Annotated in this window: 22 protein-coding genes; 7 read left to right on the top strand and 15 right to left on the bottom strand. The window is 72.0% G+C overall.

Going from position 1 to position 23,831, the window contains the following annotated elements:
• Positions 1–115: 115 nt before the first annotated feature.
• The 3 genes from B7P34_RS19930 to B7P34_RS19925 all read left to right on the top strand — a co-directional run bounded on the left by B7P34_RS19930 (position 116) and on the right by B7P34_RS19925 (position 1,358).
• Positions 116–670 carry a hypothetical protein gene (locus B7P34_RS19930; RefSeq protein ID WP_146166866.1) on the top strand — a complete coding sequence of 185 codons (555 nt, stop codon included), beginning with the start codon at positions 116–118 and terminating at the stop codon, positions 668–670.
• A gap of 44 nt (positions 671–714) precedes the next feature.
• A complete protein-coding gene (locus B7P34_RS39430) occupies positions 715–840 on the top strand; it encodes a hypothetical protein (protein ID WP_286157493.1) in 126 nt (41 codons plus the stop codon).
• Positions 841–938: 98 nt separating this feature from the next.
• A complete protein-coding gene (locus B7P34_RS19925; RefSeq protein WP_146166865.1) occupies positions 939–1,358 on the top strand; it encodes a hypothetical protein in 420 nt (139 codons plus the stop codon).
• Positions 1,359–1,430: 72 nt separating this feature from the next.
• Here the strand turns inward: B7P34_RS19925 and B7P34_RS19920 are convergent, their stop codons facing one another.
• The 3 genes from B7P34_RS19920 to B7P34_RS19910 are packed head-to-tail and all read right to left on the bottom strand — an operon-like array spanning position 1,431 to position 4,014.
• Positions 1,431–2,210: a hypothetical protein gene (locus B7P34_RS19920; protein WP_106678280.1), complete on the bottom strand. Its 780-nt coding sequence runs from the start codon at positions 2,208–2,210 to the stop codon at positions 1,431–1,433.
• A complete protein-coding gene (locus tag B7P34_RS19915; protein WP_106678278.1) occupies positions 2,207–3,721 on the bottom strand; it encodes a C2 family cysteine protease in 1,515 nt (504 codons plus the stop codon). Before B7P34_RS19915 ends, B7P34_RS19920 begins: the two co-directional genes overlap by 4 nt.
• Positions 3,721–4,014 carry a hypothetical protein gene (locus B7P34_RS19910; protein ID WP_223268024.1) on the bottom strand — a complete coding sequence of 98 codons (294 nt, stop codon included), beginning with the start codon at positions 4,012–4,014 and terminating at the stop codon, positions 3,721–3,723. Before B7P34_RS19910 ends, B7P34_RS19915 begins: the two co-directional genes overlap by 1 nt.
• A 293-nt stretch (positions 4,015–4,307) precedes the next feature.
• Between B7P34_RS19910 and B7P34_RS19905 the strand changes: the two genes are divergently transcribed.
• A complete protein-coding gene (locus tag B7P34_RS19905) occupies positions 4,308–4,898 on the top strand; it encodes a hypothetical protein (protein ID WP_106678274.1) in 591 nt (196 codons plus the stop codon).
• Positions 4,899–5,124: 226 nt separating this feature from the next.
• On the opposite strand, the gene B7P34_RS19900 is transcribed toward B7P34_RS19905, so the two are convergent.
• The 3 genes from B7P34_RS19900 to B7P34_RS19890 form a co-directional block, all read right to left on the bottom strand.
• The gene (locus tag B7P34_RS19900; protein ID WP_106678315.1) at positions 5,125–6,564 is read right to left on the bottom strand and encodes a PE-PGRS family protein; all 1,440 of its coding nucleotides are present in this window, start codon (positions 6,562–6,564) and stop codon (positions 5,125–5,127) included.
• 156 nt (positions 6,565–6,720) lie between these two features.
• Complete coding sequence (locus B7P34_RS19895) at positions 6,721–7,548, bottom strand: hypothetical protein (protein ID WP_106678272.1); 828 nt, start codon at positions 7,546–7,548, stop codon at positions 6,721–6,723.
• A gap of 66 nt (positions 7,549–7,614) precedes the next feature.
• Complete coding sequence (locus tag B7P34_RS19890) at positions 7,615–7,875, bottom strand: hypothetical protein (RefSeq protein WP_106678270.1); 261 nt, start codon at positions 7,873–7,875, stop codon at positions 7,615–7,617.
• A gap of 214 nt (positions 7,876–8,089) precedes the next feature.
• On the opposite strand from B7P34_RS19890, the gene B7P34_RS19885 reads away from it, so the two are divergent.
• Positions 8,090–8,362 carry a WXG100 family type VII secretion target gene (locus B7P34_RS19885; RefSeq protein WP_223268023.1) on the top strand — a complete coding sequence of 91 codons (273 nt, stop codon included), beginning with the start codon at positions 8,090–8,092 and terminating at the stop codon, positions 8,360–8,362.
• 147 nt (positions 8,363–8,509) lie between these two features.
• On the opposite strand, the gene B7P34_RS19880 is transcribed toward B7P34_RS19885, so the two are convergent.
• The 3 genes from B7P34_RS19880 to B7P34_RS19870 all read right to left on the bottom strand — a co-directional run bounded on the left by B7P34_RS19880 (position 8,510) and on the right by B7P34_RS19870 (position 15,193).
• A complete protein-coding gene (locus B7P34_RS19880; protein ID WP_106678268.1) occupies positions 8,510–12,949 on the bottom strand; it encodes an FtsK/SpoIIIE domain-containing protein in 4,440 nt (1,479 codons plus the stop codon).
• 100 nt (positions 12,950–13,049) lie between these two features.
• A complete protein-coding gene (locus B7P34_RS19875; protein ID WP_106678266.1) occupies positions 13,050–13,919 on the bottom strand; it encodes an alpha/beta fold hydrolase in 870 nt (289 codons plus the stop codon).
• A 581-nt stretch (positions 13,920–14,500) separates the two neighbouring features.
• Positions 14,501–15,193, bottom strand: coding sequence for a metal-dependent transcriptional regulator (locus B7P34_RS19870; protein WP_106678264.1), 693 nt, complete (start codon positions 15,191–15,193; stop codon positions 14,501–14,503).
• A 197-nt stretch (positions 15,194–15,390) separates the two neighbouring features.
• Between B7P34_RS19870 and B7P34_RS19865 the strand changes: the two genes are divergently transcribed.
• Complete coding sequence (locus tag B7P34_RS19865; protein WP_106678262.1) at positions 15,391–16,149, top strand: SIS domain-containing protein; 759 nt, start codon at positions 15,391–15,393, stop codon at positions 16,147–16,149.
• A 133-nt stretch (positions 16,150–16,282) separates the two neighbouring features.
• Here the strand turns inward: B7P34_RS19865 and B7P34_RS19860 are convergent, their stop codons facing one another.
• Together B7P34_RS19860 and pdxH are read right to left on the bottom strand one after the other, a co-directional pair.
• Complete coding sequence (locus B7P34_RS19860; protein ID WP_223268022.1) at positions 16,283–17,695, bottom strand: PAS domain-containing protein; 1,413 nt, start codon at positions 17,693–17,695, stop codon at positions 16,283–16,285.
• A gap of 432 nt (positions 17,696–18,127) precedes the next feature.
• Entirely contained in the window at positions 18,128–18,823 is a 696-nt protein-coding gene (pdxH, locus tag B7P34_RS19855; protein WP_223268021.1) for a pyridoxamine 5'-phosphate oxidase, read from the bottom strand.
• 398 nt (positions 18,824–19,221) lie between these two features.
• Here pdxH and B7P34_RS19850 point away from each other — a divergent pair, with 398 nt between their 5' ends.
• Complete coding sequence (locus B7P34_RS19850; RefSeq protein WP_106678258.1) at positions 19,222–20,340, top strand: citrate synthase 2; 1,119 nt, start codon at positions 19,222–19,224, stop codon at positions 20,338–20,340.
• 42 nt (positions 20,341–20,382) lie between these two features.
• On the opposite strand, the gene B7P34_RS19845 is transcribed toward B7P34_RS19850, so the two are convergent.
• Genes B7P34_RS19845 through B7P34_RS19830 form a run of 4 tightly spaced genes read right to left on the bottom strand, consistent with a single transcriptional unit; the run spans position 20,383 to position 23,776 of the window.
• The gene (locus tag B7P34_RS19845; protein WP_106678256.1) at positions 20,383–20,982 is read right to left on the bottom strand and encodes a TetR/AcrR family transcriptional regulator; all 600 of its coding nucleotides are present in this window, start codon (positions 20,980–20,982) and stop codon (positions 20,383–20,385) included.
• The gene (locus B7P34_RS19840; RefSeq protein ID WP_106678254.1) at positions 20,970–21,698 is read right to left on the bottom strand and encodes an enoyl-CoA hydratase family protein; all 729 of its coding nucleotides are present in this window, start codon (positions 21,696–21,698) and stop codon (positions 20,970–20,972) included. Before B7P34_RS19840 ends, B7P34_RS19845 begins: the two co-directional genes overlap by 13 nt.
• 15 nt (positions 21,699–21,713) lie before the next feature.
• The gene (locus B7P34_RS19835) at positions 21,714–22,871 is read right to left on the bottom strand and encodes an acyl-CoA dehydrogenase family protein (RefSeq protein ID WP_106678252.1); all 1,158 of its coding nucleotides are present in this window, start codon (positions 22,869–22,871) and stop codon (positions 21,714–21,716) included.
• Complete coding sequence (locus tag B7P34_RS19830) at positions 22,868–23,776, bottom strand: acetyl-CoA carboxylase biotin carboxyl carrier protein subunit (protein ID WP_223268030.1); 909 nt, start codon at positions 23,774–23,776, stop codon at positions 22,868–22,870. Before B7P34_RS19830 ends, B7P34_RS19835 begins: the two co-directional genes overlap by 4 nt.
• Between the last annotated feature and the right edge of the window lie 55 nt (positions 23,777–23,831).

Here is a 23,831-nt window from a genome sequence, read left to right as displayed (position 1 = left end):
TACGGGTGGATTTCTCGGCGACCGATGGGCTTGGGGCTGGGACTGGTTCCGCCGGCAAGCATTCATGAACTGGGCACCCAGGTCGGCGATGCTGCGTGGGATCACGCCCAACCGGATGATCGACTTGTTCGTCGGATCAGACGAAGCGGCGAAGGTTTTCGGCGGGCGTACTCACTCCGGCCAGCTCGTGCAACGCGCCGGACAGGTGGATCTGAGACGGGTCAGCAGGGGTGTCACCGCCCTCCAGCGGGAAGCCGGAATGGCTCACCCGAGGCTCGGAGGGATCGCCGCGGCCGCCAAGACCGCCGGCGCTTTCCGGTCCCTCAACATAGGCACATCAGCCGCCTCGACGGTGTATGACGTCACCAACGTGGCCTCTCAGGGCCGGCCCTGGAACGCCTTCAAGAAAAACAAGGTAGGGTATTCGGCCGACGTAGCTCAGACGCTCTTCGACGGCTCCATGACCGCAGCCCTCGTCGCACCCAATCCGGTGACCATCGGGGCGGCGGTCGTGACCGGCGCCGTCTACGGGGGCCTCAAGGTCGCCCAGCACTGGCCCGAAATCAAGAGCGGCGCGAAAAAGCTGGGGCATGCGGCGGTGAACGCGGGGAAGAGTCTCGCCGGCGGCGCAAAGAAAGTCGCCAAGAAACTCAACCCGTTCAACTGGTGATCCGTGGCGCGCCAGGATCCATTTCATCACGGAAGCGAGCGAGGATGACGACGTTCACCTTCGAGCTGTCGCCGTACGTCGTACCGGCCCCGGAGAACAAGCTCGTCGACCCTTCACAGGACCCGAGGAGGGTGGGGCGGAGCGGAACCTGGCCGGATTCGGCGACGTGACAGTGGAGTTCATGCACTGGGACAGCTCGAGTCCTCGTCGCGAGGCGGGCTGGAGAACGGTCAACGTCGAAGGCCAGGCGCTTCCACACACTGCGCTCATGGGCAGAGACTTCTCCGGCCAGCCGACACTGCCGGACTCCACTTTGCGGCTGGGAATCAAGTCCACCAAACTCAAGGTGCGGAACCTGGGGCTCACCAAGTCGGCCCGCGCCGTTCACTTTTCCATCGCCGACAGAAATTACGTGCTCAAATCCGCGGGCGCATACGGCAACGTGGCCGTACAGCGCGAGGATGTACAGGTTTACTTTCGGCAAGCCGACGACGTCGTGGATTGCTACAGGGCTCAGCGCAAGTCCACGCTAGGGACGGTCGAAGGACCGGCAGACGCTACCGACCTTGCGATCGCCCTTCTGTTCACCGAGGTCGACACCTATTCCTTCACGGCCGGAATGAGCACGTTCGTCGGTTCTTTGAAGGCCGTAGGGTCCCTGCTGCAGCCCGGCGGTGACGGCGTCTGAGGCGCGACGGCAGTGGTCTCCACCCGTCAGGCCGCCTGTGGGCCTCCGAACGGAGGCCCACAGGTCGCCGCCTCAGCCGATGGCGCGAAGGTCCACGTAGCCGGCCTTGAAGTCGTGCGAATTCGCCGGTACGTCCATGTTCCCGATGTTGATGTCCTCGACCTTCCAGAGGCGGCCGGCGATCTCCAGCGTGTCGCCGACGCGCGCGTCGGTGTAATTCGCCCTGTCGCCCTGGACGGCGCCGACGCCGATGTCGGCCCGCTTCGGGTCGTCCGAGACGTTCGACAGGACGGCGCTGTACCCCGCTCCCCCGTACTGGGTGTCCGGCACGTGCCAGCGCAGCCGCCAGCGGCCGTCGACGGTCGTGGGCCAGTTCTTCATCGTGTTTCCCTGTTCGCTGGGGGACGGGGCGGGTGTGGTGTCATCCGGGTTCTTGGGGGTGAGCACGACCCGGTACGTGCAGATCTGCCGGACGGTGTAGGCGTGCCCCTTGACGGTGAGGTCGTCCCCCGGCGCGACGGTCCAGTGCTGCCCGTCGCGGCGATCGGCGGGCGTCTCGCCTTCGGCGAGCACCGCCTTGCGGTGCGTGCCGTCCGCCGTGGCCTCCGCGTAGGCGATCGGCGCGCCACCCGGGAGCCGGGTGAAGCCGCCCCTGAGGATGCGGGTGCCCCCGACGCCCGGTCCGCCGTCCTTGTCCCCGTCGCAGAGCGGGCCCTTGTCGGGCGGCGGTGGTGCCGCGTCCGGCTTCGTGGGCGTGGCCCGGGGCATCTCGGACGGACCGCTGCCGGACGTGCCGCATCCGGCCGCGAGCAGCACCAGGCTCACGGCCGCAGCGATGCGTACGGCCCTCATCGCGGCACCTTCAGTGCTTGCGGGTCGTTGAAGAACTTCTCGTACTGCTCCGGCGTGGCCTTGATGTCCGAGAACGACGGCCCCCATGGGTTACCCAGCACGATCTTGCCGTCCTCGAAACCCTTGACGTAATAGACGTGCCGGGTCGAGAACGTGTTGCCCCACAGCGCGTTGCCTTCCTTCTGCAACTGCTCGCCGCTCGGAGTGCTCACCACGACGGGCCGCTGTTCCGTCTGGAACGCCTTCTTCGCCGATTCGAAGTCGTCGTCGATCGACTCTGAACCGTTGCCGGTGACGTACGGGGCGCCGTTCTTGGGGAAGTCCCACTCCGTGGCACCGTAGTTCCCGCGCTCGGCGCGGTCGTAGCGTTTGTCGCCCTCGTGCCCGTCGGGGGCACCGCCGTCGTCCTCCCCGTACATCAAGGCGAAGGCCTTCTCGTAGTACGCCGGCCACCTCTCGTGACTGACGCGGTTGTAGGCCGTCATCGGCTCGCCGTTCTCGTCCATCGGCAGGTCCGGCGTGACGGTCACCCAGTGATTGTTGCCGTCCTTGTCCCAGATGCGGACGTCAATGGTCCCGTTGGGGTTCTCCTTGATGCCCTCACGGATGAACTGGGGGTTCCGCTGGGCGGTGGCGGTGAGCTGCGAGATGTACCAGCAGTCGCCGAACCGGCCCTGGGATATCTCGCCCGCGGTCAGTTCCCGCCCCGGAGCGAACAACGGGTCCGTGGGCGTGCCCCAGTGCATCCCCTTGGCCTGCTGACCACTCTGGGCGTTCTGGCCGTCGAGCCAGGCGTCGGTGGTGTCGAATCCGGGCTGGACCTCGGGAAAGGCACCTTTCAGCTTCTCCCAGTTCGAGGGTCCGATGCGCGCCAGAAGGCGGCTCAGGTGGTCCCGCCTGGCCGACTCCGGAATGCCGTTGTGGTCCCACCACTTCAGCCAGCTGCCGTCGTTCTCGTTCGAGGCCAGCTTCCCGTACAGGCGGAAGTCGGCGTCCGGGACCTTGGCGAAGAACGCGTCGAGCTCGGCGCTCGTCATGCCGTCCAGCTGCTTCTGGACCTTCTCCAGGTCGTCCCGGTTGCCGTTGCTGCCGAAGTCCTTGCCCTTCAGCCCGCTCACGGCACGCAGGGCGTCCTCGATCTTCTGGGCGTCCGGGGGCTTCTCGTCGGAGAACGCGACGACGGGGTCGATCCGGTAGCCCTGCTCCGTCAGCTTGTTGCACGCCTCCAGCTGTGTGCAGCGCCGCTCGATCGACTTGGACATGTCGCCGAGTTCGCTGTCCAGGCTCCCGGGCAGGTTGCCTCCGCCGAAGAACGGCAGGGGGCCGAGGAGGTCGCCGACCAGCGGCGAGAGGAGTGGATCGGTCGTGGCGGGCTTGCTGCCCATCAAGGCGTTGGCCTGCGTCAGAACCACGGCGACGGAGGTGTGCAGGCCTCGGGCTCCTTCGCCCTGGCGCCCCAGGTCCTTGGCCAGGGCGCGGATCTTCCCTATGTCGAAGCCGTCGAAGCCCATCAGCCGCCGTCCTTGTTCTTCTTCTTGTCCTCGTCCGCGGCCTGCTCGTCCAGACGCCGCGCCTCGGCTTCCCACCGTCCGGCGTCGCTCATGAGGGCACTGGCCATCCGGCTGAGCTTTCCCTGGCGATCGGATATCTGCGCCGTCGCACTGGTCGCGTAGGGCCCCTTCCAGATGGCCGGTTCGGACTGCTGGGCCTGCTTGGCCGGGGAATCGAGGTACGGCCCCAGCCGCTGCGCCAGCAGCCGTGCCTGGCGCGCGCACGCCCGCAAGTCGTCGGCCCGTTTCTTCATCTGTGCAGGTGTTTCACCTGTCGCCTCACCAGGCGGCACGGTTCCCCCTTGTGCTCCATGAACCTCGCGCGCCGAACGGCGCCCGGGCTGTAGGCGCATGCTAGAGGGTGACGCGGCCTGTCGTGGCCTTGACAAACATGGGCGTGTCGCGCGCCGCCTGCCCTGTCCGCTCCCCGGGGCCCGTACGGCTCGTCAGTAGGGTTGGCCGCATGGCTTTCGGAAGAACCAGGAACAGCGAGCCGCCGGTCCCTGCCGTCGATTGGCGCGATGTCGCGCGATTCAAAATAGGCACCGTGGAACGGGACGTCGGTGCGGGCCGCAAGCGTCCCGTCATCGGGCAGAACGCCGTACGCGTCCCCCGGATCGAGGGCCAGGAACGCATCAACGCGCCGTGCGCGTTCTTCGGCTCCGGTGCGGCTCGTGCCCTCACCGGCGCCCGCTTTCTGTACGAGGACGAGCACGCGCAGCGGCTCCTCTGCTCCATCGGCGAGCCGCAGTCCGCCGGTGAAGAGCGCCATTACCTGGTGCAGGACGGCCAGGGGCGGGACATCGGCGTCATCCGGCGGATTCCGCCGGTGAACGAACTCGCGCGGCCCACGTGGCGCATCGAGCAACCGGGTCACCCCGAGATCACGGGGCTCAACAAGTGGGCCACGCTCAATCCTCTGGGCGTGGCGGCGCACGCCGCCGGCAAGGTGCTCGGCGGGCTGGCGATGGCCGTGTTCATGTCCGAGCCCGACGGCGGCGACCAGCGGGACCGGACGCTGCGGTGGTCCGCGGGCCGCGAGAAGGTGATGGAGTCGGACGACTACACCTTCACCATCATGGCGCCCTGGCTGGACCGCAGGCTGGCCTTCGCCGTCGCGGTCATCGGCGACCGCTGAGCGGCTGCAGACCTCAGGCACAGCCGCAGACCTCAGCACGGCCGCAGGCCCCGGCACAACTGCAGACCTCAGCGCAACTGCCGGCCTCGGCACGACTGCGGACCTCAGCGCGGCTGCAGCGCTCGGACCCGCCCGCGCCGTGACCCGCCGCAGAGAATGCGTGCTTCCCTCGCTGCCGGCAGCCCGCCGCAGGTCCGGGCTCCCCCCTCACCACGTCCGGCCCCGTCTAGAACCAATTCATGGGATTCGCCTTCTTCGCAAAGCTCTTCGCTTTGTCGCCGGTCCATTTGAGGGCCTTGCCGCCCTTGTCCTTGATGTCGTCCCAGTGCTCCACGGTCTTGGCACCGACATAAACGGCACCCGTCACCGCCACGGCTCCGAGCGTGACCGGGTTGGGCGCGACCGTCGCCGCGGTCAGCGAGGCGTTGAAGCCGACCTCGGCCACGTCCGCCACGTACTTGGCCCCGTGCTCCCGGTCGGTGAAATGCTTGGCCGGATTGCCCTGCGCCACCAGGTTGGCGGCGCTGTAGCCCGTCGAATAGACGCCGCCCACGACACCGAGTCCGCGAAGGGCGCCACCGGTCTTTCCGGCGACCTTGAGGCCTTCGCCCCAGGCGGCGAACCGTCCCTTGCCCTCCAGCATCCGGGCGTCCATGGAGACGTTCCTGCCGACTTTCCACAGGCTCGCGTGTGCCGCGCGGGTGGGGATCTGGCCGGCGTGCGTCCTGGCACCGTGCAGTGCGGCCAGTTCGTCATTGCCCACCAGTCCACGGACGATCTGTTTTCCGGAATACCCCCGGAACAGCGGGCGGTCCATGATCCCGGCGCTGAGTGCGGCGTTCCACCGGGCGCCGAGCTGATCGCTGATGAACATGCCGACGACCGGCCATTGCCTGGCACGCTGGAAGAGCTGGCTCCCCGAGGCCAGCGAACCGAGTTGTCCGGGAAGCCAGGTTCCCGGGGCCGAGAGATTCCGGACGACAGGGGCCGTCTGGGCCCACCGCTCTCCCCAGACGCCGACCTGGCCCGGCACCCACCAGCGCCCGTTGGGCAGGGTCTGCATGAGGCCGGCCACCTGAAGCTTCTTGGTCTGCAGGTAGCCCTGTGCCAGGGAGTTGAGCAGCAGTGTCTTCGGCACGTACACGCCGTAGAAGGCGGCGCGGCCGCCGTGGCCGATGGAGTTCTTGATGTCCCCCCAGGTGCCGAGCGCTTCCGTGATCTCGGCCTCGTACGGTTCGAGGCCGGGGATCCGCGCGATCTCGTGCGCGCGCATGCGGTCGATCCAGTCGTCGAGGGATTCGTTCTTCTCCCGGCGGAAGGCGTGCCCCCGCACGCTGTCGCTGGTCGCCATCGCGTTGGCGATCAGGAGGATGTCCGGGGCGAGGTAGGCGACTCCGGCCTTGGCGATGTCCTCGGCGCTGAACCCGGCCCACTTGAGGCCCGCCGTGGGGTCCCCGCTCTCGAGCCGGGCCACCGCCGCGCGTCTCCGGAGGTCCGGAGGCGTGTCCGTGGTCCAGCTCCGCATGGGTGTGAGGGACGGCAGCTTGTCGCTCACGCCCAGGCCCTGGGCTCTGGTGAAGGCCTCGTCGAGTTTGTCCCGCAGGCCGCCCCGTTCGTCGAAGAGCCTGGCGAGCTGGTCCAGATGATCCGGGTTGACGTTCCTCATGTGCATCCCCCTGACGCGTCGCGCGTCTCGTGCACGGCCGCTCCACGCTCGCTGCCGTACGTTTCGGGCGTACGCCGAAGCCGCCGTCGGAGGGGCCGGTGCGGGCGGCGGGCGTGGGCGCTCGCCGCTCGGGGCCCCCTCGGACGACGGCTCGGGTCAAGCCTCGTCGATCAGGTCTTCTTCGTCCGGCAGCAGGTCGGCGATCTTGTCCCAGATCTCGCCGGCCGTCGAGGGAACCAGGTGCAGCGCGCTGTCGGGGCCCACTTGGCCCGGCATGATCGGCTCCGCGGGCTGTTCGCGGATCCAGTAGCCGCGGGGGCCGCCGTCCCACACGGCGAGGGCGCGGACCATGCCCGCCCGCTCGCCCTCGTGCTTGCCGTTCCAGGCCACGGTGATGCGCCAGTGGGCGTTGAGCGCCAGGACCAGGTCGCCGAACTCGGTGAGCTCCGGCTCCTCGAGCCCCGACTGCCCGGTGAGGGCGGCGCGCGTCAGCCGTACGGCCTTCTCCTCGTCGCCCGCCGCCTCGTCCAGCGCGACGAAGGCGGCGTCCAGCACGCCCATGGTCGTCTCGATGCGCTCGGCCGCCGGCTTGTCCGTCTCGCGGCTGCGCAGGTTGACCATCCGGGCGAGAGCCCACACCAGCGTGGCCGGCTCGATCGGAACGTACTCCGACTCCTCCTCACCGGGCCAGCCCTCGTGGGTGAAGACGGTGTCCCGGCCGACGAGGATTCCGTGGTTCACCGGGCCGTGCTGGCCGGTGACCTCCACCTGGATGATGACCAGGGGATCGGCCAGTGTGGTGAGCAGGTCGCGCATCAGCGGGGCGAGTTCGCCTTCGGGGCCCACGAGGCCGATCTGCTGGAGTTCGCCCAGAGAAGGGAAGAGCTCCTCGGGCGGCGTCTCGCCGTCCAGCAGGTGGGCGAATACCGCGATGTGGCGATCGGCGAGCCGGAGTCGTTCGCGCGAGCTGTCGTAGGAAGGCATGGGGTCTCGTTCTGATCGGCGGTCGGAAGACGGATCGGGGGCCGGTCGGCCTCTACGGATGCCGGCTCACTTCTTCGGCTGCTGGAGGTCCTTGGCTTCCTGCGTGGCCTTTCCGGCCTCTTCACGCAGGGCCCGGGCCACCGTCTGGCAGGTGGTCTTCCACGTGCCGAGCTTGCCCCGGGTGTCGTCGGCGTTGGGACCGGACCACGTCTTCATGGACGTCGTGGCGTACGTGCGCGGCTTGTCGACCAGGGATTCGATGTGGTCGGCCAGAGAATTCAGCTTTCCTGCACGCTCGTTCAGCTCTTTGGCGTCCGGCTCAGCCATCTCTCTATACCCCCCTGACCTACGAGACGTCAGCATAACCCCAACGTCACAGCCGTTCGGGGACCCCCTCGCAGCCGCGTTCGAGCAGTGTACGGAATCTCCCATTCCGGATCGACGCGCGGACGTCCGGGCCGGGCACAGGAACGCATGTGCGGTAGCGTCCCTTCGAACACCCGGGCAGATCGTTTGCCCATGACTACGGGGAGGAACGCCCATGAGCGTGGACCACGGTGCAGATCTCAAGGCGCTGGAGCAGCTGTCCAAGGACTTCGGCAAGAAGGCCGGCGACCTGGCCTCGCTGATCAAGTTCCTGCAGACCCGCACCACCGGCAGCCGCGACTTCTGGAAGGGTCCCGGGGCGGACCACTTCCGCGAGGAGTGGGCCAACATCAAGCCCACCTTCGACAAGTTCGTGGAGACGCTCAACGCGGCGAGCAAGTCGGCGAAGACGAGCCACGACAACATCCAGCGCGCCACGGCCCGCTGACGCGTCGTTCGCAGCGAACACGGCGAACACGGCGACGGCACACGTCGCGAACGACGGCCGTGACGGAACGAACAGGAGTGCCCCGCCCCCGAACCAGGGGCGGGGCACTCCGTCGTTCCGTCACGGCCGGTCCGCCGACCGGCCTTTTCAGCCCTCCAGCACTCCCTGCACCGGCATCGCCTGACCGGCCCGCACGAGCAGGCCGTTCCCGGGCGTACCGCCGCCTCCGCTGTTCGCGGCGAGGCGGACGCCGAACAGCTCGCCCTCGGAGGCTCCCTGGGGCATCAGCAGCACGCCGTTGCGGGACTTGCGGGCCTCGACGACGAAGCCGCGGTACTGGGCGGCCAGGGAGTCGGTCGTGCCCGCGGCGATGAGGCCATGGTCGCCGTCCATGCCGCTGCGTATGACTTCTTCCAGGGCTTCATCCAGCGAGGTGTCGTAGAGCAGTTCGGCGTCGTCGACCACCACGACGTACGGCCGGCCCTCGGCCTTCTCCGTCAGCTCCTCCAGGTCACTGGTGGAGTCGTCCGAGCCCAGGAGGCCCAGAACGCCGGGCTCGTCCGCCAGGTCGCGCAGCGGGGAGCGGCGCGGGGTGATCAGGACGAGGGGCGTGCCGAGCCGGAGCAGGAGGCGGGCCGCGCCGAGCAGCATGGTGGAGCGGCCCGACTTCGGCGGGCCCGCGATGACGAATCCGGGGCCCAGCTCCTGGAGGTCCACGCCGACCGGCTGCAGCTCGTCGCCGCCGACGCCGACCAGCGTCCACAGCGGGGACGGCGTGAAGTCCGGTGCCAGGGCGAACGCCTGGGAGGCGGTGATGCGGGCCGGGAGGGCGTCGACGCGCAGGGGACGCAGCGCCGCGGGAGGCCGCTGCAGCCCCCGGGCCGCGTCCTCACCGATGCTCCGCAGCGCACTGACCTGCGCCTGGCCGGAGGGGTCGGCGGCCAGGAGCGCGAGCTGGGTCTCCTCCACGCCGTCGTCGGTCAGGCGCAGCGCCCGGCCGGCGGGCATCTCCTTGGGCACGTCCCGGCTGCGGAAGCCCGCCGAGGCGTAGTCGCCGGGGTCCGCGAGCCGCAGGATGAGCTTGTCCCCGAAGGCCGACGAGACGTGTCCGCCGAAGCCGGAGCGGTCCGCGGTCATGACCACCTTGAGCCCCACGGCGGAGCCTTCGCGGAAGATGCGCAGCATGGCTTCGACGAGCCGGCCGTAGTCGTAGTTCTCGAAGGACGAGGTGAAGCCCTCCCAGCCGTCCACGAGCAGGACCATCCAGGGCAGCCGGTCCTCCGGAGCCGCCGAGGCCCGCTGCTCGGCGACGCTGGAGATGCCGTCCGTGGCGAGGAGTTGCTGCCGGCGGGAAATCTCGGCCAGCAGCCGGTCGATGAGCCTGCGCACGCGGTCGGGCTGGTCGCGCGTGACGACCGCGCCGACGTGGGGCAGGCCGACCAGCGGCAGCAGGGCGTTGGATCCGCAGTCGACGGCGTAGAGGTGCACGTCCGTCGGTGCGGCGGTGCACGCCAGCGAGCCCGCCAGGGTGCGCAGGGTCGTCGAGCGGCCGGACCGGGGCCCGCCAATGATCAGCGTGTGCTCGCCGTGGACGAGGTCGAGGGCGAGGGGCGCCCGGCTCTGCTGGGCCGGCAGGTCGGTGAGGCCGTAGGCGGCGGGGGTGACGTCCTGGTGCGTGCGGGCGGGTGCCGGCAGTTCACCGAGGGACACCTGCTGCGGCAGGGGCGGCAGCCAGGGGCTGCGGGGGGCGCCGAAGCCCATCGCGGCGGAGCCGGCGCGGACGGCGTCGACCAGCACCGCGAGGTCGGTGACCATCGTGCCGTCGTCGTCCGGGCCGGCCGACCGGACCGGGGGGCGGCCGTACGCGCTGCCGGTCAGCAGGGACAGTGCCGCCTTCGGCCCGGAGCGCCCGTCCCCCGGCCGCCTCCCCCCGATCCGTGCCGACTGCACGCCCACCAGTGACTGCGCTCCCGAGCGGACGTAGGCCCGGCCGGGGGTGGACTTGGAGATGGCGCCGGCGTCGGGGGCGTCGATGACGTCGAGGGACTCGGAGGCGTCGGTGACGCGGAGGGCGATGCGCAGGTTGGTGTTGGCGCGGATGTCGGCGCTGACGACGCCCGCCGGGCGCTGGGTGGCGAGGACCAGGTGGACGCCGAGCGAGCGGCCTCGGCGGGCGATGTCGACGAGGCCGGCGATGAAGTCGGGGAGTTCGGCGACCAGGGAGGCGAACTCGTCGATGACGAGGACGAGGCGGGGCATGGGCTCCAGCTCGGGGCGGAGCGCGCGGGTGTCGTTGTAGTCCTCGATGTCCTTGGTGCCGGTGTCGAAGAGGATCTCCTCGCGGCGCTTGAGTTCGGCGGCGAGGGAGGCGAGGGCGCGTTCGGTGAGGTGGGCGTCGAGGTCGCTGACCATGCCGACGGTGTGCGGGAGGCGGGCGCAGTCCATGAAGGCGCTGCCGCCCTTGTAGTCGATGAGGACGAAGTTGAGGGCGTCCGGGCGGTTGGCGACGGCCAGGGAGGCGATCAGGGTCTGGAGGAGCTCGGACTTGCCCGCGCCGGTCGTGCCGGCGACGAGTGCGTGGGGCCCGTCGCGGCGGATGTCGAGGACGAAGGGGCCGTCGGCCGCGATGCCGATCGGGGCCGCGGTCGTAGCTCCTCCGGCGCGCCAGAGGCGTTCGATGTCGGCTCCGGTGGGGTCCGGCATGCCGAGGAGGCCGAGCAGGCGGGCGGCCGTGGGCAGGGCGCTGTCGGCGTCGTCGCGGCTGACGTCGCGGACGGGCGCGAGGGAGCGGGCGACGAGCTCGCACCAGTCGGCGCCGACCTGGTCGGCGAGGACCTCGCCGAGGGCTTCGAGCCCCGAGCCGCGCACGGCGGCCCGCGCGCCGGGCCCGGGCGGCCAGCAGACCGCGGCCCGGCACTCCTCGGGCAGCAGGCGCTCGTCCTCGTCGAGGCAGAGCGCGAACATGCCGTGCTGCGGGCCTTCCTGGAGCAGCTGGGGCACGCCGGGGACACGGCGCAGCAGGCGGGCTCCGTCCAGGACGACGAGGACGAAGGGGTCGGGGCGCAGGGCGGTGCCCATGCGGGCGCTCTCGGCCGTGGCCTTGCGCCGCTCCAGTTCGCCGAGGAGTTCGTTGACGCGGCGGGCGATGGTCTCGGCGTCGGTGCCGAGGAGGGCGACGCAGTCCTGCCCCTGCTGGGGGGCGGTGTGCGGGAGCCAGTGGGCCCAGGACCAGGCGGCGGCCGCCTCGGGCGTGGCCGAGAGCAGGACGAGGGAGAGGTCGCGGGGGCTGTGCAGGGCGGCGGCCTGGACGGCGAGCCAGCGCGCGGTGGCGGCGGTGCGGGCGCGGTCGCCGGCGATGCCGACGACGCCGAGTTCCGCGTACGGGAGCGTGGCGGGGACGTCGGGCAGGACGGGCGGGGCGGGGGGCTCCTCCGCGTACAGGCCGCCCTGGGCGGGGAGGATCTCGATGTCGGCGGGGAGGTCGGCGACGCCCAGGCGCAGCTGCATCGCGTCGGGATCGGTGTTCCTGCGCTCCCAGAGCCTGCGGCGCGGGCCGGTGGCGAAGAGGAGGATCTCCGCCGGGTCGGGGCAGGCGTTCCTGCGGTGGTGCTGGTCCTCGGTGCAGAGCGCGGCCAGCTCCGCCTCGTAGGCGGCCTTCTCCTTCTTGTACTGCTTCATCGACTTGCGGTGCTTCTTGCGGCCCTCGCGCAGGTCGCTGAGCCACTGGCCGAGCATCATCAGCGGGCTCATCAGGCAGAACAGCAGGGTGTAGACCTGCTTGGTGACGAAGTACATCACCAGGCCGAAGAGCAGGGGGACGAGCGAGGCGATGAGGTGGAGGCGGGCCCGCTCGGCGCGGCTCGGTTCGCTCGGCACGGCGATCCGCGGGCGGGGGCGCAGCGGGCTGAGGCGGGGCGGCCGGTTGTAGGCGAGCCCGCCTTCGCCGGTGGGGGCGAGGTGGGCGTCGGGCTCGCCGGTCCGGTCGAGCACGAAGAGGGAGTCGCCGACCTTCAGCACCGCGCCCGGCGGCCAGGGCTGTCCGCCGGCCACGGCCTTGTCGCCGAGCACGGTCAACATGCCGTCCGGCGGGACGACGGTGGCGTTGCCCGCGACGTCCACGGCGACGCGGAAGGCGAGGGGCGGCAGCTGCGGGTCGGGGACGGCGAGCCCGCACGTGGGGGCCGCGCCGACCGTCAGCGCGCCGGCTCCGAGCCGGATCACCCGGCCGGCTCCCGGCCCGCCCGCGACGCGCAGTTCGAGGCTGCCCACGGGCTCGCCGGTGCGCAGGAACGGGCCGACGGCGTCGTCGACGGTGATCCGCATGCCGTCCCGCAGGAGCCCGGCGGCCGGCGCCTGCGGGTCGCACCGCACGCCGTCGGCCCAGAGGGCGGGCGCGCTCCGGGCGGGGGCGGGCTTGCCGAAGGGGCCGGGGAGGGGGACGACGACGCCGGCACCGCTCCCGGGCCCCGGGCCCCGCGTCGCGGCCAGCGCCTCCGCCACGTCCGCGACGGTGGCCGCGTCATCCACGTCCACCATCACGTCCTGCGGCTCGGCGCCCTCCCGCACAGCCGTCACCAGGACTCGCACGACTGGGCCCTCCCCCTCGTCCCCGTACGCCGGCCCGAACACGTTTTTGCCGGCGCGTCGAGGCTATCCCGGCGCGCCGGGGCGGCCTGCGGGGGCACTCCTACGCGGGCAGCGCCGACTCCAGGAACGACTCCACGGCCCGGCGCCAGCCCTCGGGCTGTTCGTAGTGGACGAGGTGGCCCGCGTCGGGGATCTCGGCGTACGTGCCGCGGGGCAGGACGCGGACCATCTCCTGGGCCTCGGCGCGGCCCAGCTCGCCGTCGGGGCCGCGGACGACGAGGGCCGGGCACTCGACGAGGGCGAGCTCCTCCCAGTGGGCGTCGTGGGCGTAGGTCTCGCGGGCCTGCAGCATCTGGCGGCGGGAGAAGGCCGGGCGCCAGCCGTCGGCGCGCTCGGCCATGACCTCGGCGTAGTAGTCCCCGCGGGCGGGCCTGGGGCGCTCCAGGGTGGGGTCGCCCTCGGCGAACCACTTGCGGACGTCCGCGAGCGTGGCGAAGGGGACCGGCCAGGAGCGGAACCACTCGCCCCACTCGCGCTGGGTGGCGGCGCCCAGCGCGGACGCCCGCATGTCGCAGATGACCACGGCGCGGACCAGGTCGGGGCGGCGGGCGGCGAGCTGCCAGGCGGTGAGCGCGCCCATGGCGTGGCCGATCAGGACGGCGGGGGCGAGCTCCAGGCGCTCGATCGCGGCCACGGCATCGGCGACGTAGGCGTCGCGGGTGTACGGGCCCTCGGCCGGGCGCTCGCTGCGGCCGTGGCCCCGCTGGTCGAGGGCGACCGCGCGGTGCCGGCCGGACAGCCAGCGGGCGGTCTCCGCCCAGTGCGCGGCGCGGCCCATCAGGCCGTGGAGCAGCAGCACCGCCCCGGGGCCGCCCTCCCCGGCCCCGCAGGGGCGCTTGGGCGGATCGGCGAACTCCCAGGCCGCGAGCCGTACCCCGCCGCTCCCACTCACGTCGATGCGCCGAACCATGAGACCTGGCACCTCCTACTCTTCCCCGAGCAGTTCCACGATCACGATATAGAACCCACGTTCGATTGGATGCTCAACGCGCACAACACCCCTCGTTCGAGTGACCTCGGGGAAGGGTTGACCGGCGGCACCCAGGGGATTAATCGACCTGGGCGCGGACTGCTCGGGGAAGAAGGTCCGCGGGGCGGACCCTGGGAGCTCGGGGCTCCGGGTCGCCACGGGGGTATATGGGGAGGCAGGGCCCCGGCTGCCCGGAAGGGCGCCGGGGCCCTTGTCACGCCCCGCCGGCCTCATCGCAGCCCCCCCTCCCCGAGACAGCGGCGTGCCGCGCATATGCGCGCCAGCGCCAGCGTGGCACGGCCGGGGCGGCTCCGCGCCCATTCCACCGACTCCAGCCAGATTCAGGGGAGTTGGCGCAGCAAGACGCCCCGCGGCGGGCCGCACGGGGCGGCCCGGGCCTGCGGGGCGTGAGTGAGACGGGGGACGGCGGCTCAGCGCTCGGCCACGAAGGACTCAGCGCTCGGCCACGAAGAGGCCGGCGCTCGGCGACGAAGCGGCTCAGCGCTCGGCTGCGAAACGGCTCAGCGCTTGGCGACGAAGACGTGCGCCGCGATGTCCGGCTCCAGCTCCGTGGCCTCACCGCTGCTGCCGACGATCACGCCGCCGGCCGAGTCCGTCACGCTGACCACCGCACCGGGCTGCACGCCCGCGCGCCGCAGCGAGTACATCAGCTGGGCGTCCGTCTGGATCGGCTCACCGATCCGGCGTACGACCACGGTCTTGCCGTCGGACCCGGCGTCCAGATCCATCAGGCTGACCATGTCCTCATTGAGCAGCGGGTCCGCCTCGGCCTTCTCGCCCAGCTCCTCCAGGCCCGGGATGGGGTTGCCGTACGGCGACTCGGTGGGGTGGCGCAGGAGCTCCAGCACGCGGCGCTCCACCGCCTCGCTCATCACGTGCTCCCAGCGGCAGGCCTCGGCGTGGACCTGCTCCCACTCCAGGCCGATCACGTCGACCAGCAGGCACTCGGCGAGGCGGTGCTTGCGCATGACGCGCGTGGCCAGCCGGCGGCCCTCCTCGGTGAGCTCCAGGTGCCGGTCGCCCGCGACGGACACCAGGCCGTCGCGCTCCATGCGTGCCACGGTCTGGCTGACCGTCGGGCCGCTCTGGTCGAGCCGCTCGGCGATTCGGGCACGCATGGGGACCACACCCTCCTCCTCCAGCTCGAGAATGGTGCGGAGATACATCTCCGTGGTGTCGATCAGTCCGGACATGCGTGCCCCTCGATAAGTCGTGCGCGTGGCCCCTGGACCCAATTCTGACGCATGCCACCGACAACGGTGGCGGGTACGGCCCCGGCCCGCCCGCCGTATTGACAGGGCCCTGGTCCAGACCGCAACGTGATCCGCGCCACGAGCGTACGCCCAGACCGTACGCGCCACCGGATCCCGATCTAAGGAGCCCCGCAGCGATGAGCGAGAAGAAGCCGGCCGGGCAGTTCTTCGACGCCGCGATCGGGCTGCTGCGGCGGGTGCGCGACGAGGAGGCCGGGCACATCGCGGACGCGGCCTCCCTCCTCGCCGACACCGTGGCGGACGGCGGCCGGCTCTTCGTCTTCGGCGCCGGCCACTCCTCGCTCCCCGCCCAGGACGTCGTCTACCGCGCAGGCGGCCTCGCCCTGATCAACCTCCTCGCCGTCCCCGGCGTCGTCGGCCTCGACGTCATGCCCGCCACGCTCGGCAGCGCCCTGGAGCGCGTCGACGGCCTGGCGGGCGCGGTCCTCGACACCAGCCCCGTCCAGGCCGGCGACGTCCTCATCGTCATCTCCCTCTCCGGCCGCAACTCCCTGCCCGTCGAGATGGCCATGAACGCCCGCGCGCTCGGCGTCCGCGTCATCGGCGTCACCTCCCTCGCCTACGCCGAGCACACCAAGTCCCGCCACTCCTCCGGCACCTTCCTCAAGGACCACTGCGACATCGTCATCGACAGCAAGATCGGCATCGGCGACGCGGAGCTCACGGCGGACGGCATCGCGGCCCCCTTCGGCCCCGCGTCCACGGTCGTCACCAGCGCCCTGATGCAGGCCGTCGTCGCCGCCGCCGCGGGCGAGCTGGCCGCCCGCGGCATCGACCCGCCGATGCTGCGGTCGGGCAACGTGGACGGCGGGCACGAGTGGAACGGGCGGGTGCTGGACGAGTACGGGGACCGGATCTTCTTCAGGCGGCGGTGACGCCCCGCCGGGGTTACGGGTATGCGGGCCGGTTACCCAGCTGCAGGTCCGTCGTGGCTGATCGCGACCGCGCGGCGGAGCCGCGGATCGAACACTGTCCCGCGCCCCTGACGGGGCACGCCGCCGCACGGGCCTACGGTGTCGGGCCCGCCAGGTCGATCGACGCCGCCACCCGGCACGCGATGTCCTCCGCGTACGTCGCGTCCGAGCGGTCGAACGGGCGGCGGGACGGGCCGCGGAGGAAGGTGACCGCGCCCAGGGTCCGGCCGCGGCTGCGGAGGGCCGTGGCCAGGGCGTGCACCGTGCCTTCGGGCCACTTGCGGGCGGTGGCCCAGGTCTCGGTGCAGTCGGAGGCGGCGCGGACCGAGCCGCAGCGCTCGACGGCCTGGAGAGCGGGGTGGCCGTCCGGGTACGGCACCGGAAGGCCGCCGCGGCCCGTCGCCGGGCAGGGGCCCGGCGTGCCCGCGGGCGTGGCGGTGGCTCTGATCAGCCGGACCGGGGAGTCGGGGGTCGCCTGCGCCTCGGGAAGCAGGTCGATCAGGGCGTGGTCGGCGAAGCCGGCGAGGGCGAAGTCGAGGTAGAGGGAGGCCGCTTCCATGGGGTCCTCGCACTCGGCGACGGCCCGCCCGGCCCGGTGCAGCTGGCTGGCGCGGAAGCGCAGCCGGGCGCTGTCCTGCTCGGTGAGGCGGGCGGCGGTGACGTCCAGGAACAGCCAGGCCACGCCGAGCGGCACCGGTTCCTCGGCGAGCGGCGAGGCCAGCCGTACGAAGCCGCTGCGCCAGCAGCGCCGCTCGGGCGGGGCGCCGCCCTGGTCGCGGAGGGTCACCCACAGGTCGGTGGGGGCGGGCGGGGCGCCCGCCGCGAGGACGTGCTGGAGGGCGCCCTCGACCTCTTCCACGCCCTGCTCCAGCAGTTCGCCGAGCGGGCGGCCGAGCAGCGCGGTGCGGCCCGTGCGGAGGGCCCGTGCGGCGTGGGCGTTGGCGAGGGCGGGCCGCAGGTCGGCGTCGACGAGCACGACGCCCCACGACGCGTCTCCGAAGAGGGCCTCGCTGAGCGCGATGGAGCGCTCCAAGTCGATCTGGGTGTGGACCTCGCTGAACGCGCAGTACACCCCGGCGGGCCGGTCGCCCGTGCCCGGCACGGCCGACAGCTGGGTGCGGACCAGCACGCGCCCGCCGTCCTTGGTCAGCAGCGCGAACTCGTGAACGTGCCGTCCGGGGGCCGCCATCGCCCCGTCCAGCCGGGCCGCGACCTCGGCGGCGTCCGCGGGCCGCACCGCCCAGCCGGCCAGGCCCTGCCGGCCGACGGCCTCGGCCGCGGTCCAGCCCAGTATCCGTTCGGCCTCGCGGTTCCAGTGGGTGACCGTGCCGTCGGCGTCGAAGGCGCACAGCGCGGTGTCCATGCCGTCGAGGAGCGCCGCGAGGAGGCCGGAGTCGTCGCTGTCGGGGGCGCGTTCGGAGCCGCGCCCGGCATCGCCCGCGGCTTCCCCGGCACCGGGCGCCGGGATCGCCGGGCGGGCAGGGCCTGACTTGTGTGGTGCGGTCACGAGGTACCCCCAGCTGGACGCGTCTGCATGTCCTGCACGACGGGTCATTCAACTCGACCGTGATGGGCACCACACCGTCTTCGGGGAAATCGTTGCCCACCGGAAATTCGGTTGTCGCTCATCCGCGCGCTTCCTAGGGTGGTGCGCACACGAGAAGGGAGGTGGTTCGGGACATGGTTTCATTCCGGACGCGTGAGGTGACTGCGGGCTAGCGCCCGTCGTCGCGCCAAGCGCAACGCCGGGGCCTCCCAGACTGCAGCTGGGGGACGCGCCGGCCAATCCCAAGCAGTCACCCGATCCGTGGGCCGCCGAGTCGTCCGCTCGGCACCGCCGCGCCGCAGGGCGCGGCGGTAACCGGCCCACGGATCGTCTGCTTTATCGCTTTATCGCCTTACGGGCCTCGCGAGCCTTACGGCACAGGCCTTACGAGCCTTACGGGCTGAGGCGCTCCACTCGCCACGCCTCGCCTTCGCCGCCCTCCCGCACGTACCGCAGCCGGTCGTGCAGCCTGTTCTCGCGCCCCTGCCAGAACTCCACGCTCTCCGCGGTCACGCGATAGCCGCCCCAGCCCGTCGGCACGGGCACGGGCTCCCCCTCCGGATAGCGGGCGAGCAGCCGCGCGTACGCGGCGTCGATCTCCTCGCGCGACGGCACGACGGCCGACTGCGCGCTCGCCCACGCGCCCAGCTGCGAGCCGCGCGGGCGCGAGTGGAAGTAGACGGCCGTCTCCGCCGGGTCCACGCGCTCGGCCGTGCCGGCGACGATGACCTGACGGCCGATCGGGTGCCAGGGGAACAGCAGCGAGACGTACGGGTTGCGCGCGAGGTCGGCGGCCTTGCGGGAGCCGTAGTTGGTGTAGAAGACGAAGCCGTGGTGGTCGTAGCCCTTGAGGAGCACGGTCCGGGAGCTCGGCCGGCCGTCGGGGCCGGCCGTGGAGACGACCATGGCGTTGGGCTCCCGCAGCCCGGCCGCGAACGCCTCGGCGAACCAGAGCGCGAACTGCTCGTAGGGATCGGGGGCGAGGTCCTTCTCCGACAGGCCTTCGGAGCGGTACTGCTCGCGCATGGCTGCGGCGTCCAGCGCGCCGCCGTGGAACTCGGGGGCGGGGAACTCGTCGGCGTGGGTCACGGGCCCATCCTGTCAGCAGGCACGCCCTGATCAGCAGATGTACTTGCCCCCTGGCGGCACTCCGTAACCCTCTCGCGGGCAAAACCCCCACTGTGCCGGACATCACCTTTCGCCGCATGTGGCGAACCCCCCAAAATCGCAGGGCGGGAAGCTGTGGTACCCGCACATCACCGGCTATCGTTTCCGGCCGGAATCCGGAACGAGCCCGCCCGTCAGGGGTCCGGGCGCGGAACCGGGTGAAGACCCGCCGCACGGGGCATGACCCGGTTGACCGATGACGGACCGCAAGGCCGTACGCAGCGACGCACGGACCGCGGACCGCACCAGGGACAGGCAAGCAGCCGCGCCCGACCGGGCCTCGCGCCCCAGCTGTCGCACACGTCATGAGGAGCCGCCTGATGTCCGACTTCGTACCCGGACTCGAAGGAGTCGTCGCGTTCGAGACGGAGATCGCCGAACCCGACAAGGAAGGCGGCTCCCTCCGCTACCGAGGCGTCGACATCGAGGACCTGGTCGGCCAGGTGTCCTTCGGCAACGTCTGGGGCCTGCTGGTCGACGGCTCGTTCAACCCCGGCCTGCCGCCCGCCGAGCCCTTCCCGATCCCCGTCCACTCGGGTGACATCCGCGTCGACGTCCAGTCCGCGCTCGCGATGCTCGCCCCCGTGTGGGGCCTCAAGCCGCTCCTCGACATCGACGAGGCCACCGCCCGCGACAACCTCGCCCGCGCCGCCGTCATGGCCCTCTCCTACGTCGCGCAGTCGGCGCGCGGGCAGGGCCTGCCGATGGTGCCGCAGCGCGAGATCGACAAGGCGGAGACCGTCGTCGAGCGCTTCATGAAGCGCTGGCGCGGCGAGCCCGACCCCCGGCACGTCAAGGCCGTCGACGCGTACTGGACGTCCGCCGCCGAGCACGGCATGAACGCCTCCACGTTCACGGCCCGCGTCATCGCCTCCACCGGCGCGGACGTGGCCGCGGCGCTGTCCGGCGCGGTCGGCGCCATGTCGGGCCCGCTGCACGGCGGCGCGCCGTCCCGCGTCCTCGGCATGATCGAGGAGATCGAGCGCACGGGCGACGCCACGGCGTACGTCAAGCGCGCCCTGGACAACGGCGAGCGCCTCATGGGCTTCGGCCACCGCGTCTACCGCGCCGAGGACCCGCGCGCCCGCGTCCTGCGCCGCACGGCCCGCGAGCTGGCCGCGCCGCGCTACGAGGTCGCCGAGGCCCTGGAGAAGGCGGCCCTGGAGGAGCTCCACAACCGCCGCCCGGACCGTGTCCTCGCCACGAACGTCGAGTTCTGGGCGGCCATCGTCCTGGACTTCGCCGAGGTCCCGGCGCACATGTTCACGTCGATGTTCACCTGCGCCCGCACGGCCGGCTGGAGCGCGCACATCCTGGAGCAGAAGCGCACGGGCCGCCTGGTCCGCCCGTCGGCCCGCTACGTGGGCCCGGGCTCGCGCGACCCGCGCGAGATCGAGGGCTTCGCCGACATCACGGGCAAGGCGGCGGTCGGGGGCTGACCAGCTGTGTGCGGGCGGTCGTGCGACCGCCCGTACACACCGTCACAGCAGGTCGCTGAGGACCGCCGTCCAGTGCTTCACCAGGCGTTCGCGCCGGGCGCTGTCGTCGGTCAGGAGGGTCGCGAGGCCCAGGCCGCGGCACATGTCGAGGAAGCCCTGGACGGTTTCGCGGACGCCGGGGCGGCGCTCGTCGGCGCCGAGGAGCTCCACCGCCATGCGGTGCACCTCGCGGCCGACGCGCGCCTCCAGTTCGGTGACCGGACCCCGCAGCGCCGCGTCGTTCGCGGCGGCCACCCACAGGTGCAGGGCGGCGCGGAACAGCGGCCCCGTGCAGAGGCCGACGAGCTGGCCGACGGCCACGTGCGTACGGGCCGGGCCGGTGATCAGCTGCACCTGCGGCAGCAGGCCGCGCACGGCTGCCGACCGCTCTTCGGCGACGTACTCGACGGCCGCCGTGAAGAGCTCCTCGCGCGTGCGGAAGTGGTGCTGTGCGGCCCCGCGCGAGACGCCGGCCCGCTCGGCGACGACGGAGACCGTCGACCCGGCCCACCCGCGCTCGGCGAGGCAGGCGACCGCCGCCTCCAGGAGCCGCTGCCGCGTGGCGCGGCTGCGGTCCTGCTTGGGGAGGCTCAGCGGGCCCATACCGGCTCCCTGCGCTCAAGAAAGGCGGTCATGCCCTCGCGGGCCTCCGCGGAGGCGAAGAGCCGGGCGGACAGGGCGGTGAGAGACTCCGCGTCCCGCTCGAAGGCCCTCCGCACCTCGGCCGTGGCCAGGGCCTTCGACTCGGCGAGGCCCTGCGGAGAGCCGCGCCGCAGTCCGTCCAGGATCGCGTCCAGCTCCTGCTCCCCGGCGGTGACGAGCCCGATCCGTACGGCCTCGGCGGCCCCGAACCGCTCGCCGGTCAGGTAGTAGCGGGCCGCGGCGCGCGGGTCGAGGCGCGGCAGCAGCGGCAGCGATATCACCGCGGGCGCGAGCCCGAGCCGGGCCTCGGTGAACGCGAACGTGGCGCCCTCCCCCGCCACGGAGATGTCACAGGCCCCCAGCAGCCCCAGGCCCCCGGCCCGCGCGTGTCCGTCCACCCGCGCCACGACCGGCTTGCGCAGCCCGATCACAGCGCGCATGAGCCGTACGAGGGCCTGCGGCCCGTCCGGGCCCGCCTCCGTCAGATCGGCCCCGGAACAGAAGGTGTTGCCGGTGTGGGTCAGCAGGACGGCACGCGTCCCGGCGTCCTCCCCCGCCTCCGCAAGCCCTGCCAGCAGTTCGGCGACGAGGCGGGACGACAGGGCGTTGCGGTTGTGGGGGGAGTCCAGGGTCAGGGTGGTGATGCCGTGCTCGGCGGAGCGGCGGACCAGCGTCACAGAAAGCCACCTTTCTCAGTACGACTTGGGGAGTCCCAGCGTCGTGTGCGACACGTAGTTCAGGATCATCTCCCGGCTGACCGGGGCGATCCGCGCCACGCGCACCGCGGTGAGCAGGGAGGCCAGCCCGTACTCGCTCGCCAGCCCGTTGCCGCCGAGGGTGTGGACGGCCCGGTCGACGGCGCGGACGGCGGCGTCGGCGGCGGCGAACTTGGCCATGTTGGCCGCCTCGCCCGCGCCCATGTCGTCGCCGGCGTCGTAGAGATGGGCCGCCTTGAGCATCATCAGCCGGGCGAGCTCGATCTCGACGTGGGACTCGGCCAGGGGGTGCGCGACGGCCTGGTGGGCGCCGATGGGCTCGCGCCAGACGGTGCGCGTGCGGGCGTAGTCGACGGCGCGGGCCAGGGCGTGACGGGCCATGCCGAGGGCGAAGGCGGCGGTCATGACGCGCTCGGGGTTGAGGCCGGCGAACAGCTGGAGGAGCCCTGCGTCCTCATCGCCGACAAGAGCGTCCGCAGGCAGCCGCACTTGATCGAAGGTGAGCTCGAACTGCTTCTCAGGCGCCGCCAGTTCCATCGGAATGGCGGCCTTCAGGAAACCCGGTGCGTCCCTCTCCACCACGAACAAACAGGGTTTGAGCTTCCCCGTACGCTCGTCCTCCGTTCGCCCCACGATCAGCGTCGCGTCCGCGATGTCCACGCCCGAGATGAAGACCTTGCGGCCGTTGAGCACCCACCCGTCCCCTTCCCGCCGCGCGGTGGTCGTGATGCGGTGGGAATTCGACCCCGCCTCCGGCTCGGTGATGCCGAAGGCCATCCGGTACGTGCCGGCGGCGATGCCGGGCAGCCACTTCCGCTTCTGCGCCTCGGTGCCGAAGCGGGCGATCACGCTGCCGCAGATGGCGGGCGAGACGACCATCATCAGCAGGGGGCAGCCCGCGGCGCCGAGCTCCTCCAGGACGACGGCGAGCTCGGTTATGCCGCGCCCGCCGCCCCCGTACTCCTCGGGAAGGTTCACACCGAGGTATCCGAGCGCCCCGGCCTCGGCCCACAGCTCGTCGGGGTAGCGGCCTTCGCGGACGACCTCGGTGACGTAGTCGCGGCCGTAGCGCTTGCCGAGCGCGGCGACGGCGGCGCGCAGGTCGCGGTGTTCCTGGGATTCGGTGAAGCTCATGGCGTCGGCTCCTCGGTGACGACGGCGAGCAGGGACCCGACCTCGACCTGACGGCCGGGGGCGGCGTGCAGGGCGGTGAGCGTGCCGGTGGCCGGCGAGACGACGCGGTGCTCCATTTTCATGGCCTCAAGCCACAACAACGGCTGCCCGGCCCGGACTTCGGCGCCTTCGGTGATTCCCTCCGCGATACGGACCACCGTGCCGGGCATGGGGGCCAGGAGGGATCCCGGCTCCGGCAGCGCGGCGGCGGGGTCGGGGAAGCGGGGCAGGAGCGTGAAGGCGTGGGCGCCCCAGGGCGTGTCCACGTAGACGTCGTCGCCGTACGCGGCCACGTCGTAGCGGGCGCGGAGGCCGTGCGCCTCCAGGACCACGTGGGTGCGGGTCGCCTCCAGGAGGCGGACTCCGCCTTCGGCCTCCAGGCCGTGCCGGGTGAGGCGGTACCGCACGGTGCGCTCCTCGCCGTCCGGTTCGGAGCGGTAGCGCTTCTCCTGCGGCTGGGAGGGGAGGTTGCGCCAGCCGCCGAAGCGGGAGCGGCCTTGCGCGTCGGCAACGGCCGCGGCGAGGGCGGCGGTTGCGGCGCCGTCGGCGCGTGGCGCGGTGAGGGCGTCCAAGTGCCGTTCGTAGAAGCCGGTGTCCATCCGCGCACCGGCGAATTCCTCGTGCCGAAGGGAGCGTACGAGGAGATCGCGGTTGGTCACCGGGCCGTGGATGCGGGCGCGCTCCAGTGCGCGGGCCAGCAGGCGGACGGCCTCCGGCCGGGTGGGGGCCCAGGCGATGACCTTCGCGAGGAGGGGGTCGTAGTACGGGGTGATCGCGTCTCCCGCGGTGACGCCCGCGTCCACGCGAAGATATCCCGTGCCTTCGGCACGGGATTCCTCCCACCCGCCCGCCCGTTGAGGGAGCACGTATTGACGTGGGTGGTGTGCGGCGGTCGGCCGGCTGGTACGGGAGGGGCCGGGG

The organism is Streptosporangium nondiastaticum, assembly GCF_003011965.1.
GTDB lineage: Bacteria > Actinomycetota > Actinomycetes > Streptomycetales > Streptomycetaceae > Streptomyces > Streptomyces nondiastaticus.
This window is presented reverse-complemented; position numbering and strand designations above follow the sequence as displayed.

Coding starts and splice junctions, on each gene's coding strand:
- B7P34_RS19900 (WP_106678315.1), bottom strand. CDS start 6,564: ATGAGGAACGTCAACCCGGATCATCTGGACCAGCTCGCCAGGCTCTTC.
- B7P34_RS19875 (WP_106678266.1), bottom strand. CDS start 13,919: ATGGTTCGGCGCATCGACGTGAGTGGGAGCGGCGGGGTACGGCTCGCG.
- B7P34_RS19930 (WP_146166866.1), top strand. CDS start 116: ATGATCGACTTGTTCGTCGGATCAGACGAAGCGGCGAAGGTTTTCGGC.
- B7P34_RS19865 (WP_106678262.1), top strand. CDS start 15,391: ATGAGCGAGAAGAAGCCGGCCGGGCAGTTCTTCGACGCCGCGATCGGG.
- B7P34_RS19910 (WP_223268024.1), bottom strand. CDS start 4,014: ATGAAGAAACGGGCCGACGACTTGCGGGCGTGCGCGCGCCAGGCACGG.
- B7P34_RS19850 (WP_106678258.1), top strand. CDS start 19,222: ATGTCCGACTTCGTACCCGGACTCGAAGGAGTCGTCGCGTTCGAGACG.
- B7P34_RS19915 (WP_106678278.1), bottom strand. CDS start 3,721: ATGGGCTTCGACGGCTTCGACATAGGGAAGATCCGCGCCCTGGCCAAG.
- B7P34_RS19845 (WP_106678256.1), bottom strand. CDS start 20,982: ATGGGCCCGCTGAGCCTCCCCAAGCAGGACCGCAGCCGCGCCACGCGG.
- B7P34_RS19895 (WP_106678272.1), bottom strand. CDS start 7,548: ATGCCTTCCTACGACAGCTCGCGCGAACGACTCCGGCTCGCCGATCGC.
- B7P34_RS19885 (WP_223268023.1), top strand. CDS start 8,090: ATGAGCGTGGACCACGGTGCAGATCTCAAGGCGCTGGAGCAGCTGTCC.
- B7P34_RS19870 (WP_106678264.1), bottom strand. CDS start 15,193: ATGTCCGGACTGATCGACACCACGGAGATGTATCTCCGCACCATTCTC.
- B7P34_RS19835 (WP_106678252.1), bottom strand. CDS start 22,871: ATGAGCTTCACCGAATCCCAGGAACACCGCGACCTGCGCGCCGCCGTC.
- B7P34_RS39430 (WP_286157493.1), top strand. CDS start 715: ATGACGACGTTCACCTTCGAGCTGTCGCCGTACGTCGTACCGGCCCCG.
- B7P34_RS19890 (WP_106678270.1), bottom strand. CDS start 7,875: ATGGCTGAGCCGGACGCCAAAGAGCTGAACGAGCGTGCAGGAAAGCTG.
- B7P34_RS19925 (WP_146166865.1), top strand. CDS start 939: ATGGGCAGAGACTTCTCCGGCCAGCCGACACTGCCGGACTCCACTTTG.
- B7P34_RS19920 (WP_106678280.1), bottom strand. CDS start 2,210: ATGAGGGCCGTACGCATCGCTGCGGCCGTGAGCCTGGTGCTGCTCGCG.